Below are 15,160 nucleotides of genomic sequence, written 5' to 3'. Positions count from 1 at the left end.
GCCTCGTCGGCCACTTCTACATCCACAATGCCGACGATTCAGGCTTCGTCTGCGAACGCGGCTGACTTCTTCAACAGCCTGCTAGGGCTCTAAACGATTTGGATTCCGCGTGCGCCTCATCCTCGATAAATCGGCGGTTCGACAGGCGCGCGAGCGACGCCTAGGTGATCTTACTATGAGTGAGCTGGCTTGGTGTCAGCCTCGACGAGCGCCGTGACCCTCGATCGCGATTCCCTGTACACGATAACAAAACAGCTCCTGCTCAATAGTGGGTCTTGCGATGTAGCGCTCTCCTGCTGCCACGAGACTCTGCACTGAAATCAATGCGGCGTGCCTTAGAAACGGCCTGAGATAGGTCACGCCGCTGACGCTGATTTACGAGGCTTTACGGCAGTCTACGCGGACGGACGGCTCAATCCTAACGCAGGTCACTGGCCCCAGGTGAAATGAGCGCAGAAAAGTGACCGAGACTCCTCCCAGCCATGATTTTTTACGGTGGTGATCCTATGATCAAAACGGTCCGCCGAACCCCCTCTGCCATTCAGCTAGCTTCCCGAGCGCCTTCCGGTAGGTGGCGTCATCTCGGACGTACAAGAGTGGCGTTGTCCGCTCTAAGTCGTCATCCCGGCCGTTAAGGAAAGCATCGACATGCTTCGCTGACAAAGTCTGCTTGGTATCGGCAGTGATTTTCTCCTGATATCGCTTGCGCTTGACATCGGCGGAGAGCGCGCCTCGAGCCTTGGTCAATCCCGACTCGCTATCCTCCGCCGCTTCCAACGGCGACATGCCGCTCAGATCGTCGCGTTTCGCGTTCAGAAAGGCCCCAAGATTGGGGCCGCTCAGTTCCGTTTCAGCGTCAACGCATAGCCGGTCCCGACGCGATTGCCTAAGTCGGTTGGCTTCCTGAATCTGTTTCTGCCGTAGCCCTTCGGCCTGCTTTGATCTCTGAGCCTTGCAGCGCTCGATTGCGCCTCGAATAGGCAAACCCAACGCAGCATGTGGGATCGCGCCGCTCTTTCCGAACATCGCGACAACGGCGTCTATTTCGGCGGCGATCTTCGGCGCTTCGACATCAGACTCGATCGCGGCCCGATATGTCATGTTCGTCTCTCTGTGGATAGAATTCAGCCACGACTCGCCGGTCATGTCCCCTCGCTCTTCGGCCGGAAGCTCGGCTAAGATCCAATCGACTGCTTGCACTGCGGCATGCACCACAGCGGTTCTCTGTGTCTCTGCCAGCGTGCGCGCGGTCCACTTGTCCGCAAGGGACCTCTCCAGCGTCACTCCGTAGCCTTGCTGAACCAGAACGCCCTTTCCGAGCAGGTTTTGCAAATAGTTGTCGATCGCCTTCCAAGCGGGCGCGAAGCGAGGTTCGGCGACAGCGACACCGTACGCTACTTCGGTAGTAACACGCTGAAATTGCGGGCGTATCAGCGCGCTCTTTTCCAAATGCTTGGCGATCGGCACTGCCTTGGTAGCTGCGCTACCAAGGCAGTGGTCGTGAAAGACTTCCGCTAAGATTGTCGCCTGCCATACCGCAGGCGGGACAGTGAAACACGCATAGCCGGCGACCTCGATACCAACATGTTCGGCGAGTCCGATTGCTTTGAGTTCTGCATCACGCGGAACAGCAATCTTCTTTCCGGCCAGTTGTTTCAGCCCATCGACATAGGCGCGCGCCAATTCATTTGCCCGCTTCTCATGCCTGGCCTGATAGTCGGCGAACCGCTTTTCCTGTGCAGCCTGCCATGTCTCTTCGTCGGCGCGGGTCTTCGCCAACGCTTTGTCGATATCGGGATGATAGAGCCAACACCGTGGCGCGGATCGAAGCACCGCATCCGCGATCTGTTCACGTGTCGAGTCTCGGGGCAACTTTGACAGGTCGATCTCGACAGCCATGACGCCGTGTTCCCGAAGGCGGTGAATCTTTGTTTCGTCGCTCGCATGGGTGACCGCGACTTCAACAAAGAGGTCATACCCTAGCGCCCGAACATAGAGGTCCGGGATAACCGTCTTCGGGTCAGTGAACTCGATTCGAAGGAATTGCGTCGTGACCTGCTGACCCGGCTTCGTCACGACGCTGCCCTTATTGAGCCCAAGGCGTTTCGGCAGGAGTAGCGACGGGTCTGCTCGAAACACCTCCTTGGCAAGGAGATGTAGAACGGTTTCAGGACCGCCCCCGCACGCGTCGCCACCGTCGTGCCCGAAGTGCGGCACGTTCTCATCACCCTTGCGAGCCACCAACCGACCGCCGCAGGCAGGGCAATTGCATCCGCAAGCAATGCCGCGCTGAACCTCGCTGATATGCGCCAACGTGCGGTCCGGCCTCAGCCCATAGACAAGCTGTGCACGATCGGTGCCGAAAGATATTCTCGCATTTTCGTGGTCGTCCACCTCGCCTCCGGTTTGCTCCGTTGAAGAGCCGGGATGCTCGGCAATGCCGCCTGACGAACACCGAGCCTATTCCTGTTCTCGGTTCGCCTCCAAAAGGAATTCTGTCGCCACAGCGGCAATTTTGCTAGCGGCCTGCCATGCGTTGAAATGTTCGCTGTGTAGAACTTGCTTCAGTCAGCTCGCCGCATCTGCCGCAGGCGCCAAAATGCAGGCTCCGATGCAATGTCGGGATCGGCTGCGAGCAACCGTTCGATGACCTCGTCGATATCGCGAGGCGGCGGCGCAGAACGATCAAGAATGGAACTGATCAGCAGCAGTGAGGCGCGCGGCTGCTGCGTCAGGAGATCCTCCTCATCCTCAAGCCCAAACCCATAGCGCAAGTCGTATCGCTGGATCGGGCAGACCAGATCAAGAATTGTGGGAACCGCGCGTTCGAAGGCCTCACCGGCCAGCGCGGGCAGGTGCGCAAGGTTTTCCGACACCTCGGATGTCCGGGCTGATACGTCGTTCGGCCAATAATCGCGCAAGAAGGGCACAATGGACGCGTCCCAAAAGGCCGCTTTCGCATCCGCGTCTTTCTTGTCGCGGAGCAGTGAGCCAAGCTCCCACGCTATGCGAGAGAGCACGTTATTGGGCATGCGGGTCAGCGTCTGCCGGCCTCCAACCCGGTCAAATTGAAGCCGCCTTGTCCTTCGATGATCGCGAAGGCAGCGCCGATCAACGCGCCAGAGAGATGCTCTTGGATCGCTTCGTCGGTGCGCTCATGCTCGAGCGCGTGGAAGATCGCCGGCTTCAGGAGATTAAACAACTCGGCATATCGCGGCGCGACCGAGCGCGCGACGACGCTCATCAGATCGATCGCATCGTCGTTCTGCTCAAGTAGGCCTGGTAGCAGGTTGGCGTCCACCCAAGCTGGTGCAATCGTGTGAAGGAACGCCAGTTGCTGCAAGAGGGCACCGCGTGCGATCAGTCCAGCCCGCCCCGCTAGCTTTGCCAACATGTCGAAACGCCCCGCAAGCGGCAGGGCAATGCCGCTGCCAGGTGCGAGTTGCATCTTGTCGAGCATGCTGACGAGGCTGTCGGCGATGATACCTAGCGGATGTGAGAACACCAACTCGGATAGGGGGGAGTCGCGCTCGTCCTGTTCGTGAGCGGCGACGGGTGCCAACTGGTCCCATAGCGCAAGGATCTGTGGGAAGAGGGGATTGTCAATCGCATAGGCGTGGCGCTCGACGATACGGGCAAGTTGGTGTGTGACGGGAGCAAGGGCGTCGCCCGGCACTTGCGCGAGGACTTGCAAGACATTGTTTAAGGGCGGGCATGTCTCTGGCGCATGCTCGGCCTCGGGGGAAGCGTAGAGGCTCAGGAAGGGCTGCCAGCGATGCGACGGAAACTGCCCTTTAGCCTGCGCATCCCGTAGCGCCGCAAAGGCTCGGACGGGCTCGTTTCGGGCGAATACGCTCCACAAGTCGGCTTGTTCAATGCGATTGTTGGTCTCGAAAGCTTCAGCGCTCTCGAGCAGTTGGGAATCGCTGACTTCATCGAGTACTCGAATGTCGGCCGAATAGCCCGATCCTGACCAACTCGGATTATATAGGTGGGCGTAGATCGGCATTTGGCGGGGCAAGTCGGGAAAGGCGCGATAGTAGCCATTCAGCCGCCGGCTCGCCTCGCGAGACAGTCGGCCGCCCGCTGTCCTGATACGAACGAGCTCGCGCGTGGTGTAGAGCGCCCGCGCATGATCTCGGTTTCCTCGCCTCGCGATGCGATGGATGACTTCGGGGAGCATGCCGGCCAAAATCGCACGCTCGATCGCATGTCGTGTCTCAGGCGCGAGGTGATTCCAGCGTTTGCAATAGAAGCGCACGAGCTCCGGGCTATTGTCGGACTGCCAATATCGCGTTCGGTTCGTGTCGAGCAGATAGCGTTCAACTAGGGTTGCCGAAGCGTTGTCGCCTTCGGTCGCAGCCCAAGCTGCGAGCCGCTTGAAGATCAGTGGGTCGCGTTCGATCCAGACCGTCGCAATCCGGCTCGCGCGTCGTGCGTCGCGGCCAGCCAGCCGTCGCCATAGACCAGTCATCATGCGAACGAGCGGTGCGAAGTGGTCGTTATGGGCGTCAGGCTCGTTAAGCCGCCAACTACTCTTGTGTCGATCATTTGGGTCGACGAGCCCTTCGTCGGCCTCGGGCGCATGAACCAGTGCAAGGTCGAAAGACATCAGGTCGCCATCCGCCTGAACCAGCCCGACGTCGCTCCCGATCTCTATGGCTTCACACAGGCTGCGATCGAGCGCTAGGAGCAAGCGTTCTTCGGCACGAACGTCTGTGGGCCAGCGATCGAGGTGGCGACGCCAATCGCGATCGCTAGCCCGAAAGCTGAACTGGGCCATGTCGTGAACATTGGTGGGCTCGGCTTCGGGTTCATCCGTCTCGGGCCAACGAAACTTACGCTCGACCCGCAACCGAGGTTCGATCAGGCCCGCAAGCTCTTGAATGCGATTAGTGGTGACCGCCGTGCCCTCACGCATCCTGCCGTATGGACTGGGGGCAATTCGCAGATTGGCTTGGACGTAAAGCAGCCAGAAACGCTGATAGGGTTCGGGCAAGGGATGCTGTTGGGAGCGTAGCAAAATGTCGACCGCGCGGGCGATCCGTGGCTTGATGGCCTCGCCGGTGGCAGCTGCGTAACGCGCTGCAGCCGCCGATTGCAGTCGGTCTCGGAACCAAGCAATGAACGTCCAACCTTCATCGGCATCGGGCGGCAAGATTTCCTCGATCCACGCGGGATCACTACTGTGCACCGCGGCAACCGTCACGCTGGAAACTTCCTTGGTTAGATAGGCGAAGGTCGCCCTATCCTCCGCCGTCGCGTCCTTCCGGCTGGCAGCGGCGATACGTGCAAGCTGCCTCGCAGACCACTCCAGGGGTTCGCGGGCCAGCTGCGCCCAGGCGTCCAGCGTACGATACAAGGCACCATGGTCATGATTGGGCGCGTGATAGACCAGAGGCTGAACCCCCTTTCCGCGCCATGCCTCGCGCAAGCTCCCCGCATCGTTGGCCGTGTCGCCCACGAGCGCAAACGCTGGCTTCAGGTCCGGGAAGTTGAGACGCCCTTCCTCAGTCGCCTCAAGCATATAGCGCATCGGCGGGTCGTCTGCGGAGTAGCCCACAAGCACGAGCGTGTATCGTCGCAGGAGATCGTACACGAAGCGCGAGGCCCAGCCGCTGCGCATGTAGGCTTCGCCGAAGTTTGCCGAGGTCAACACGAGATCGGTTTCGCTAAGACCATAGCGACGGTCGCCGACCCGGCCGTGGAGATGGAGCACGCCCGTGAAGTCGTGTGAGCCAACTGTCGGCATACCCTGCCCCGCAGTGCTGGTCAGATGCTGGCCGGTGCGTCGCCGCCATGCTCGTTCGAAGAGCGTGTCGAAATTTGTGGTAATGATCCGCGGTCGACCATCGGTTGCGCGGGAGAGATCGAGCAAGTCAGTATGTGCGGCGACGCGAGCTCTCGGACCCGGCTGAACTAAGATTGCGACGGCTTCTCGAACCCTGTTGTGCGGCTGTCGCCAATCGGCGCCGCGATACACCAAACGTTGTTCTAGAAGCCCGATCAGCCGATCGTATTGCCCGTCCCGGCGTGCCTCCAACTCCGCCCGGCTAGCAAGACTGCCCGGAGCGCCAGGAATCGCTTGCCCGAGGCGGGCATAGACGAGATCGGCGAGCTCGCCAAAAAGTGGAAGCCCGGCAGCCTTTGAAACCCCGGCGCCGACGATAAATAGCAAGTTTCCTGCTCGCTGCGCACGCAGCAGGGAAATAGGAATGTCCGGCCCGCTATGGTCGAACTGCATCGCGGCATAATAGGTTTATCTGCTCCATCGCGAGTGAATCCTTTCCGCGTACAGAGGTGTCGACCATGTTCATTCTTGAGCTGGCGACACTCCTCAAACACAAAGGATTGAACATTTGACCGCGACCTCAAGCAAGGCCCTCGAGGGGTTTACGCAACGGAATTTCAGGGTTTGCGTCGTCCACGCCTTCGATATGTGTTTCTCACAGATGAGGCGAGGCGACGCATCGAGTCGCCGTCGTGATGGTCCAGACCATCCTGTAATAGAAACCCGCCTGGTAGGCGGGTCGGATGGGGACACATTGCTTTCTGCCAGCTGCTGCCGTTTTGGGACAGCCTGAGCTGGTCGGCACGCTTTCCATGAAGATCGTTGCGTCATCGGGCTATTCTATTGCCTTGCGGCGCGAGGGAACAAAGGAACCATGACGCGGTCTGCTTCCGGCCCAAATGCTGCCGGGCCGCAGTGCACCTTGTGTCGGTCATGCCGGCCGGCTCTATAGGTGACTAAAGGCGAACGTGAGCGACTCTAGCCAGTCAGATCTCGGCTCCAGAATGAAGCGCATCGAGCATCGAAAGCCTGACTGAGCGGACACGGTCGGCGACGGCGTCGTAACCTGCCAGGGGCACGATCTGGTCGCGAGCGAACATCCCCAGCGCGTCGAGGACCTTCGCCCGCTCTTTCTCGCCAAGGGTGCCAGTCGCGGCAAGATAGCGGGGGATACTGGCCAGGATGCTGGGATGGGCTTTTGGGTCAACCATTCGCCCCAACAGCTCTGCAACCTCCGGGTCGCGACGCAGTCGGCGCTCGATTCCGAGATTGCTGATCTTCTGGGCATCAAACTGAATCCGGCGGGAGCGCGTCACCAACGTCTCGACGAGTTGCGCAAATTCCGTCGCGCTGGCAAAGGACGCTGCGATATGGACGATGGTCGCCCATTGCCCGAGCTCCCGCTGGGGCACACGGATCTCAGGCAACGCGGCAAGCGCGGGGTCGCCCGGCGAATGGAGCGCAAGAGCCAGGACGGAGGCGCTGCTGTGGCTGTGCCGCATCCGCTCCACCAGTTGGTCGCGGACCGCCGCGTCGCCGCCGAACTGCTCGGCGAGGATGAGCGCGATCTCCGCTTTGACCGTCATGTAATCGTTGCGGCCATGTTCCCGGTCCAGCGCTTCAAGGCACCGGGTGAGCAGCAAGGGGCTGGCTGGCCTCAGCATCGCAAGAGTGCGGAGCGCAGTCGGATTCCTAGCCATCGTGCCGGCCTCTGCCGATGCCAGGAACTCAGAGGATGCGGCCTCAGACAAGGCGGCTCCGTAAGCCAGGGTGTGCTTTACGCCGTTTTCGCTGAAGGTCTTAAGCCGCTCTTCGAGCGTGTCGCCGAAAGCGGCTCGGAAGGACTGCCATTGCTCGCTCACGAGGCGCACCATGCTGGGGAGCGGATGCAGTGTCGTTGTGAAGACAATATTGGCCAATCGACCCTGCTCTTCCAGGCCGGCAACGCGGGTTAGCTCGCCGATGATCGTGGCGCCCGCCAACGCGGCGGCGCGAAGTGGTTCCAAGTCGGAACCGTAGCTCAGCAATTGGGCCTCTAGTTTCGGAATGGCATCGGCCTGACGACCCGCCGCCACCAGAGCGCGATGGTATGCGATGGACAGGCGCACCATCAGCTCGGGGTCACTTTCAAGCTCATAATGCTGGAGTGTCGAGTCCAACGACGTTCCAACGCCGCCTGCGACTGCGGTTTCGGCGATCACTGTCCGTAGCTCGAGCGGGAGTGGAGCAGCCGCTCGAAGTAGCGCCTCGCGTACCCCAGGCTCGTCACCGAAGCCGGTCGCGAGCGCCACCCAGGGCGGCTCTGGTGCCTTCAAGGACATGCAGGCCAACGCCCGGACGTCCGGGTGGGTGTTGAAACTCCGCCCCAGCACTGCCATCGGCGAATAGACGCTGCGCTGGCTGGGCTGGAGCAACGCCTGAACCGCCGCGTCGTCACTTCCATCGCAACCACAGGCCTCGAGGCCGACGGCGAGTAGGTCGCGTCTGACCAGCGGATCCCGGCTAAGGTCGAGCAGGCGCTGCCGACAGGCCTGGCGGTCTGGATCTATCTCCGGTAAGACGGCGGCGAGGTTGATCAGCCGTTCGGCCGGCCAAGTCAAGATCTCATCAAACAGGCCCGCCACGGCCGGGTCGTCCCTCCCCCAGGCGGTGACCAGCGCCTTTGCCGCCCAGTGCTTCTGGAAATCCTCTTTGCCGCGCACGACGTCAATCAGGATGTCGCGAATCCGACTGTCCCGGACCGACTGCACGAATCCGACGATCTCGCGGAGATGCATCATGCGTTGCTCGGGCTGGTTCCACGACGCGACCGCTGGCTCGAGGAGGCGCGGGTCGTCTTTGGCGAAGAGGCCGACCCGGGTCCAGACATTGTCCAGCCCCATTATGTTGATCGAGCGCGGTTTTTCTAACTCCCGCAGAAGCCACTGCCTGACCTTGTGCTGGTCGGTCGAGCAATGCAGCAGGTAGGCTTTGGCGTCTGTAAACTCCCACACAGACGGGTGCTGGCGCTGCTCCAGCATGTCCACGGCGCCACTGATGAGCGTTTCGTCATCCTTCCAATATTTGATCAGCAAGTGCAGTACGAGCGGCTGGTCCGCATAGTCGAGGCCCGACCAGAAGCCGCACAGCTCCAGCACTTCGTCGCGCGTTTCCGCTGGTGTTTCGCCGCGCGCTGCAAGGCCGGCAATGCCGACCAGCCGCAGGGGAGCGGAGATCGACGATCGCGCATCGCGCAACAGGGCTTCGAGGCGGGGATGTTCCGGCCACCCCAGGAGTAGGCTTTCAAGCATCGTCGCAGCGACAGATGGCCGGGTAGTACGCTTGATTGCTTCGACGAGGCGGTCGGCAGCCTGCAAGTCACCGTTGTGCAAATCGAGATACGCAGTCGCCGCGGATCGCTGTATTGCGCGATCGTCGTCGTGGAACGCTCGCCAGACGACATCGGCCACGTCAGGCGATCGCGGCCAGTCGCCGAGCGCCTGGATGAGGCTTGAACGGTAAAAAGGACGCGATGGCGTCCAGCCCGAAAGCCGGCCCTCGACGAGGGCCCCAAGGGCCGGATCGCCTAGGCTCTTGAGCGCCGAGCGCAACGCGTCGGCCCGTCCCGGCATCCAGTCGCTTAGCTCGATACGGTGCATAGCGTCTTCGGCCAGTCGGCGCGCGGTCGCCGGCGAGCGGCCGGCGGAAGTGAATCCGACCTCTGCCAGCAATCCCTGCCGATATTCGTTGCCGAGGGCGTCGGCGCCAGGCGCCTCGATCGTGACGACAAGACTATCGATCTCGTCGCGCCGCTGGAGAATGCCAAGCGAGTTCACGATGACGTTGCGCCAGCGTGGATTGCCCGCCTCGATCTCTACGAACCTGCGCAGCTCTTCGAACGGCAGCCCGCAGAGATGTTCGGCGCTCAGAAACTCCTCGAAGCTCGCGTGTGCGAAGCCGACTTCGTCGGGCGCTTTCTCGACAATGATCCCCTGCGTTTCGGCATTGACCGCCAGGATTTCGGTAGCCGCCGCGCTGGCCCTTGCCGGCTCCAATTGGAAGCCGTCTGTTGAAGCCAGGTAATCTCGCAACAGAGATCGCGCGCGCTCCAGTGGGAAACCGGCATCGCCCGCCTCACGACGTATCGAATAGGCCAGATAAGCGACCGCGGCGCGGCGCTGTTCTGGATCATCGGCATGTCGAAAGCGCGGCTGCACATCGCCGGCTGCGGTCGCGCGGCTTTGCGGATGTGTTTCTAGTAGGAGCGCCACCAATTGGCGATAGGCCTCAATGCGGCTGCGCGGCAGCACTTGGCCGCGTAGCCGGAGCGTGATGAGGCCGATCAGGAGCAGCGGGGTCTCCCCCAATGTGATTAAGCTGCGGTCACGCGCGAGCTCACCCATAAAGCTAGCCGTGCGATCGGGATGACGACGAGGTCGGTCTTGGGCTGTGGGGGCTTTCGAGACCGGTCCAGGCGCATACCTATCGAACCATCGCCCTGCGATTGCTGCCTGCTGAGGGATCGACAGCGGGGCGATTGCCGCCCGCTTCCAACCCGATGGTAGATTGCCGATCCGCGCCATGCCGCGAGGTCGACCGGTCACTATTGTTGGAATCTCATGAGCGCCTACCGTCGTCACAAGACTCGCCAGTGCGGTTCGCGCGGCCTGTTCGTCCGACCATTCATCGAGCCCATCGATTAGAAGAATGATGCGCCGCTCGTCGATCGCACGGTCGAGTAGGCCGACCAGATCTGCTGTAAGGAAGGGCTGTAGCGCGCGATGCGCGATGCCCTTCAATCCAATTTCGGCGCCATGGCTCGCAATCTCGCGCGACCAGCGCGCGAACGAGATATGCAAAGGCAGCAGCCGGCCCCACCGTCTGGCGAGATCAGGGAAGAGGCGTTGATCGTGCAGTATGTCGAGTGCGACCGCACGCAATATGGTGCTCTTGCCCGAGCCGGCGTCGCCGATGATCGCGAAGCGGTCGCCGGACGCGAGCCAGCCATGCATGTCGATACGGCGTGTCTGGGTAGTTGAGATCCGCGTAGCCAATGGGCCTCGGTTGCGCTCCGTTGGTTGATCCTCCGGAAGTGCGGATGCACGATCGCCAAGGCGTTCCGCATCGTTGCTTCCAGCGGCGCGATCCTCGCGAACCAGCAGATCGGGCGCCATAAATCGCTCCAAGATCGTGAGAGCGCGGCGACCTTCGTCTTGGCCGATCGAGCCGAAGCTGCCGGGATCGATGAAGTGGAATTGCTCTGAATAGACTCGCCCCAGTTGATCGCGCACACGAGCAAAATCGCCGCCGTCGAGACGGTTGCGGATACGCTGCGCCGCCTCGACGCCAAGCAGCGCCTCGACCCAGCCCCGTCCGAAGAAATCGTCGATGAGTTCAGGCCGGTCGCGCAACGCCTCGGTAAGCGCCTCACCATCCCATGCGAGAAAGGTGATCCCCGCAGCCTTCAGTCTCGCAGCAAGCCGTTCGATCTCCTCCTGTACACCCGTCGACTGCAGCGGAGCCTGGACCGCAACGACGAACCGGCGTGACCGCGCTGCCCAGCTTCCCTGCTCGAACAGCGCGACCGCGTCCCGCAACTCGGACGCGCCGAAACTCTTATGGCGCTTGGCCTGCCAACAATCATAGGCACCGTCGGCACGACGGGCGAAGATGTCGATGCCTGCCTGAGCTTCGCCTTGTAGGCCGAAGCGCGCGCAATGCTCGATCGCCCCGTCTGATTGTGCGAGCCGATGGCAGAGGCGTTCGAAATTCTCCCATGTCAGCTCACCAAAAGGCAAAGAGTGCGCACGGCTGCTGACAGGCGGCGTGGCGATGCGATCAGGCGGTGCTTGAATACCACGCGGCTCTGAATCCGTTGGATCTTCGCTCATCCGCGCAACATGGCACCGCAGCCCCCCTATTGCCACCCACTGTCTGACGGCTAACGGTGCCACTTGAGACGTGCAATGCGTTGCTGGGTGCGGGGTGCTAGCGTGAGCGCGCAAGCAAGACGTCGTCGGCCTTTAAAACGCAAAAAACCGCCCCGGTCAGACCGGGACGGTTATTGATTTATGATCAAATTGGTTGCGGGGACCCGCAACCAGATACGTCATAACATCGTCAGGCGTTTGATTTTGGTCGGGTTCGGCGAATTCGAGGATGCCCAACAACTCGCCGCGCAGCTCGGCATGGACCTCGCCGCGCTTGTCGCCGGGTGTGAGTACGATCTCTCCGATAAACGAGCGCAACGACTCGGCGGCTGCGTCCATCCTCGTGGTCGGCAAGCGCTTGCGTGAGTTGCTCGATACGCTTCTTATATAGAGTGGCGATGCTGGGATGCAGGTCGGGCACGTCAATGGGCGCCATCGCCAGACGCTCGATCTTCTCACGGGTGATGGTGCGGCCGTTGTCGCAGATGCCGCGGCGCTGGTGGTTGAGGCAGGCATAACGGTCGCGTGTGAACAGGCCATACCGCCCGCCGCAGCAGCCGCACGTGTCGACCGAGCGGACCAGGAATGCGGCGGGCTCGCGGATCGCGAAGGCCGGCGGCAACAAGCCCTCGAAACGCTCGCCGGTCTGCGGCAACTTGGCCGAGACGCGGGGAACGGGAATGGACCTCGGCGCCGCCATGATGGGCGACCAGGCGCACAATCCGCTCGCCAGCGGCAGGCGCCAGCATTTCCCCTGTATCGGCCAAACTTCCGAAAGCCGATCCACCCAGATACGGCCATCCGGGTTCAGCATTATCTCGACGATCGCGGGATAGTCGAGAAACCGGCGATGGCGGGTCCGAGCGCGGTGGGCAGCATGCGCAAGCTGCGCGCCCGTCCCCCGGTATCGTTGTGCGATATAGCCATCCTGTCCCCTTTGCGCCGGGAACGCGTCAAACAACGCCCGATCGGGGACGATCAAAAGAGCCCCGAAGCGGTCCGATCCAACGGGTTCCGCCGTCATCGTAGCGTGGCGTGTAATTAACGGCCAACGGCGGTGGCGACGGCAGCCCGCTATAATGTAAACTTTGGCAATGTTATGTACATGTTTATTGACAAACGACTCCGACCGGGTTTATGAGAGAACGACCGAAAGCCGGCCCCTACGGGCGATCGTTCTTTCCACGACGGAGGTGTCATGAGATCCGATCCGGAGAGCGCGATTTCTCGGCGTAAAACCGCCCTCCTCTGGCACGCCGAAACGATACCGACATCATCGCCGCCCGCCTCGACGAAGAGTGGTGGCACCCCGTGCGCATGATCGAGATCTGGCTGGGCATTCTGCAAGGGCTGGGTATCACCGCAGAGGTCACGGCCTATGGCCTGGTATTTGCCGTCCCCTTCGCGCTCGTCTTCGGCGTCGCGCAGTTTCTGACCACCGGCATGACGCGCTTTCTGGTTACCGCCGTGATCGAATTCTGGCGCAGCTCAGCGGTCGTCGTCCTGCTCTTCTTCTTCTATTACGTTCTGCCGGTGATGGGGGTCACTCTGTCGGCGCTCACCGTCAGTGCATTGGTGCTCGGCCTCAACACCGGCGGCTATGCCAGCCAGGCGGTTCGCGCCGGGTTGCAGTCTCTGCCCGCTGGCCAACGCGAGGCGGGCATGGCGCTCGGCCTCTCGCGCCCGGCGATCCTGCTCCTGATCGAGCTGCCGCAGGCGCTGGTCGCGATGAGCCCGACCTTCGTCAACAACCTTATCCAGCTCGTCAAGGCGACTTCCCTGGTCTCGTTGGTTACGCTGACGGACATGACCTTCCGCGCCAAGGAAATCGCGCAGACCGACTACGACCCCGTCGCGATCTATTCGGCGCTGCTGCTGGCCTTCTTCGTCGTCTGTTATCCGATCGCACTTGCCGGCCGCTGGCTCGAGGCACGGATCAATCCTGAAAGAGGAACGCCGCGTGGGATTTAACTTCGATTTCGCGCTATCGACCGTCCCGACGATCGTCGGGGCGATCGGAACAACCCTGCTCGCAACGGCGTTGAGTTGCCTCGGCGCTTCGGCGCTTGGCTTCGCTTTCGAAATGATCCGCCGCGGGGGCGGTGCGACTGGCCTCGCGGTCCGTTTCCTGATCGACTTCATCCGCTCGACGCCGGTCCTAGCCTGGCTCTATTTCCTGTATTTCGTCATGCCCTTCTATGGGATCCGGCTTGGCGCCATGACGGTCGGCATACTGGGGCTGAGCCTGTACTACAGCGGCTATCTGGCGGAGGTGTTCAAAGCGGGCATCGACGCGATCCCGAAAGGCCAGCAGGAAGCGGCGAGAGCCTTGTCGCTCACCCGCCGCGACACGGTCATTTTCGTCATCGCGCCGCAGATGTTGCGCAACGTCGCCGCACCGTTGGGCAACTATCTTGTTTCGATCCTCAAGGCGACGCCGTATCTCGCGATCCTGGCCGTGCCCGAAATGCTCGGACGCGCCTTCGATATCGCTTCCGAAACCTATCGATACGCAGAGCCGCTGACCGTTGCCGGCATTCTGTTTCTCGCCTTGGCGCTGCTACTTGCTTATGGCGTGAAGCGCATCGAGCAGCGCCTGCTTGCAACTGGACGCCGCTGATGCTCGCTAAAGCTCCACCTCCAGGCCCGGCCGTTCAATCCATCCCTCATGTCCGGATCGACGGCCTCAACAAGTGGTTCGGCGCCCTGCATGTTTTGAAAAACATCGATCTTTCGGTCCATGCGGGCGCACGCATCGTCGTTTGCGGACCCTCCGGCTCCGGCAAATCGACCTTGATCCGCTGCATCAACGGTCTGGAGCCTTTCCAAAGGGGAACGATCCAGTTCGAAGCGGCAACGCTGGACAAAGATGGCCGCGATACCACGAAGGCGCGCCGGCAAACAGGCATGGTGTTTCAGAGCTTCAACCTGTTCCCGCACCTCACCGTGCTCGCCAACTGCACGCTGGCGCTGCGCCGCGTTCTCCTGAAACCGGCACGGGAAGCCGAAGAGATCGCCATGCAGCATCTGACAGAGGTGCACATTCCCGAAAAGGCGCAGGCCTACCCGGCCCAGCTCTCGGGCGGTCAACAACAAAGGGTGGCGATCGCGCGCGCGCTTTGCCTCAATCCCCGCATCATGCTGTTCGACGAACCCACCTCGGCGCTCGACCCGGAAATGATCAAGGAAGTCCTGGACGTCATGATCGCGCTGGCGGGAAGCGGCGTGACCATGGTCTGCGTGACCCATGAAATGGGTTTCGCACGCGAAGTCGCGGATGAGATCGTTTTCATGGACGAAGGCCTCATCGTCGAGCATGCCTCGTCCAAAGACTTTTTCTCAACAGCCGCTCACCCACGCGCCCGGCTGTTCCTGGATACCATCCTGAGCCATTGAGAGCAGATGCGTGTGGATCCTGCCTGCGGGCAATCGGTGCGCAAGCGCGCCAGATGCCGGTATC

General features: G+C 61.5%; 7 protein-coding genes and 1 pseudogene. 3 read left to right on the top strand and 5 right to left on the bottom strand.

Annotated elements, in window-relative coordinates:
• Positions 1-510 precede the first annotated feature (510 nt).
• The 5 genes and pseudogenes from NKH52_RS16480 to NKH52_RS16460 all read right to left on the bottom strand — a co-directional run.
• On the bottom strand, positions 511-2,394 hold the full coding sequence (locus NKH52_RS16480; protein ID WP_352736343.1) for a competence protein CoiA family protein: 1,884 nt from the start codon (positions 2,392-2,394) through the stop codon (positions 511-513).
• Between the two features lie 170 nt (positions 2,395-2,564).
• Positions 2,565-3,032 (bottom strand): hypothetical protein, encoded by a 468-nt coding sequence (locus NKH52_RS16475; protein WP_352736342.1) that lies wholly within the window; start codon positions 3,030-3,032, stop codon positions 2,565-2,567.
• A 5-nt stretch (positions 3,033-3,037) separates the two neighbouring features.
• Positions 3,038-6,244: an SIR2 family protein gene (locus NKH52_RS16470; protein WP_352736341.1), complete on the bottom strand. Its 3,207-nt coding sequence runs from the start codon at positions 6,242-6,244 to the stop codon at positions 3,038-3,040.
• Between the two features lie 533 nt (positions 6,245-6,777).
• The gene (locus NKH52_RS16465; protein ID WP_352736340.1) at positions 6,778-11,661 is read right to left on the bottom strand and encodes an NACHT domain-containing protein; all 4,884 of its coding nucleotides are present in this window, start codon (positions 11,659-11,661) and stop codon (positions 6,778-6,780) included.
• 628 nt (positions 11,662-12,289) lie between these two features.
• Positions 12,290-12,627: pseudogene (locus NKH52_RS16460) on the bottom strand (P-type conjugative transfer ATPase TrbB); the annotation flags it as partial.
• A gap of 390 nt (positions 12,628-13,017) precedes the next feature.
• On the opposite strand from NKH52_RS16460, the gene NKH52_RS16455 reads away from it, so the two are divergent.
• Genes NKH52_RS16455 through NKH52_RS16445 form a run of 3 tightly spaced genes read left to right on the top strand, consistent with a single transcriptional unit; the run spans position 13,018 to position 15,096 of the window.
• On the top strand, positions 13,018-13,671 hold the full coding sequence (locus tag NKH52_RS16455) for an amino acid ABC transporter permease (RefSeq protein WP_502908040.1): 654 nt from the start codon (positions 13,018-13,020) through the stop codon (positions 13,669-13,671).
• On the top strand, positions 13,661-14,320 hold the full coding sequence (locus NKH52_RS16450; protein ID WP_352736338.1) for an amino acid ABC transporter permease: 660 nt from the start codon (positions 13,661-13,663) through the stop codon (positions 14,318-14,320). The genes NKH52_RS16455 and NKH52_RS16450 overlap by 11 nt, the downstream gene beginning before the upstream one ends.
• A complete protein-coding gene (locus NKH52_RS16445; RefSeq protein ID WP_352736337.1) occupies positions 14,320-15,096 on the top strand; it encodes an amino acid ABC transporter ATP-binding protein in 777 nt (258 codons plus the stop codon). The genes NKH52_RS16450 and NKH52_RS16445 overlap by 1 nt, the downstream gene beginning before the upstream one ends.
• The last annotated feature ends 64 nt before the right edge of the window (positions 15,097-15,160 follow it).

Source organism: Mesorhizobium sp. M1066 (assembly GCF_040318635.1).
Taxonomy (GTDB): domain Bacteria; phylum Pseudomonadota; class Alphaproteobacteria; order Rhizobiales; family Rhizobiaceae; genus Mesorhizobium.
This window is presented reverse-complemented; position numbering and strand designations above follow the sequence as displayed.

Excerpts from the sequence above, each read along its gene's own strand:
- NKH52_RS16445 (WP_352736337.1), top strand. The coding sequence starts at position 14,320 with ATGCTCGCTAAAGCTCCACCTCCAGGCCCGGCCGTTCAATCCATCCCT.
- NKH52_RS16470 (WP_352736341.1), bottom strand. The coding sequence starts at position 6,244 with ATGCAGTTCGACCATAGCGGGCCGGACATTCCTATTTCCCTGCTGCGT.
- NKH52_RS16475 (WP_352736342.1), bottom strand. The coding sequence starts at position 3,032 with ATGCCCAATAACGTGCTCTCTCGCATAGCGTGGGAGCTTGGCTCACTG.
- NKH52_RS16455 (WP_502908040.1), top strand. The coding sequence starts at position 13,018 with ATGATCGAGATCTGGCTGGGCATTCTGCAAGGGCTGGGTATCACCGCA.
- NKH52_RS16465 (WP_352736340.1), bottom strand. The coding sequence starts at position 11,661 with ATGAGCGAAGATCCAACGGATTCAGAGCCGCGTGGTATTCAAGCACCG.